The following is a 1,190-nucleotide window of genomic DNA, read 5'->3' as shown; positions in this document are numbered from 1 at the left end:
GTGGGCACACGGATTCCGGATCTGACGATTTATCTGCTGGACGCGCACAGCCAGCCGGTGCCACTGGGTGCGGTCGGCGAGTTATCTATTGGTGGTGCGGGGGTGGCGCGCGGCTATCTGAACCGCCCGGCGCTGACCGCGGAGCGCTTTGTGCCGGATCCGTTCTCCGATGACGCGGGTGCCCGGCTGTATAAGACCGGGGATGTGGCGCGGTATTTACCGGACGGCAATCTGGAGTTTGTGGGGCGCAACGATGACCAAGTGAAGATTCGCGGCTTTCGCATTGAACCGGGGGAGATCGAAGCGTGCTTAACAGCGCATCCGCAGGTGCGTGATGCGGTGGTGTTGGCAACCGGTGAGGGTTCGGCGAAGCGGCTCGTCGCGTATGTGCAGGCCGAAGCGGACGCGCACCTGGCGAGCACCTTGCGCGCACAGGTGGCGGCGAGCCTGCCCGAGTATATGGTGCCCAGCGCGTTTGTGCGGCTCGATGCGTGGCCGCTGACACCGAACGGCAAACTTGATCGGCGTGCACTGCCCGCACCGGATGACGAGGCGCTCGCGCATCAAGCGTATGAAGCGCCGCAAGGCGAACTTGAGACGACGCTGGCGACGATTTGGGCCGAGCTATTGAGTGTCGAACGTGTGGGTCGGCACGACAGCTTCTTTGCGCTCGGCGGCCACTCGCTGCTGGCGGTGCAGCTCATTGAGCGTCTACGGCGTCGGGGCTTGAGTGTGTCGGTGCGGCTGCTGTTTGAGGCGCCGACGCTCAGTGCGTTGGCGCAGACGTTGGGTCAGCGCCGTGACGTGGCGGTGCCGCCCAACGTGATCACGCCCGACACGACGGCAATCACGCCGTCGATGCTGCCGCTCATTGAGCTGACGCAAGCGGACATTGATAAGATTGTCGAGCAGGTGCCGGGCGGGGTGGCGAACATTCAGGACATTTATGCGCTGTCGCCGCTGCAAGACGGGCTGCTGTTTCACCATCTGCTGGCCAGCACAGGCGATCCATATCTGCTGATCGTGCAGTTGGCCTTTGACACGCGAGCGCGGCTTGACCAGTATCTGCACGCGCTGCAGCAGGTGATCGATCGTCACGATATTTTGCGCACCGCATTCGTGTGGGAAGGGCTGTCCACGCCCGCGCAAGTGGTATGGCGCCACGCACGGCTGCCGGTGACCGAGCTGAC

Annotated in this window: 1 protein-coding gene; it reads left to right on the top strand. The window is 63.8% G+C overall.

Features of this window, described 5'->3' with window-relative positions:
• The coding region (locus B0O95_RS15225) for a phosphopantetheine-binding protein (protein ID WP_146064139.1) at positions 1-1,190 on the top strand (1,190 nt) is incomplete at both ends.

Source organism: Mycetohabitans endofungorum, assembly GCF_002927045.1.
Classification (GTDB): domain Bacteria; phylum Pseudomonadota; class Gammaproteobacteria; order Burkholderiales; family Burkholderiaceae; genus Mycetohabitans; species Mycetohabitans endofungorum.
This window is presented reverse-complemented; position numbering and strand designations above follow the sequence as displayed.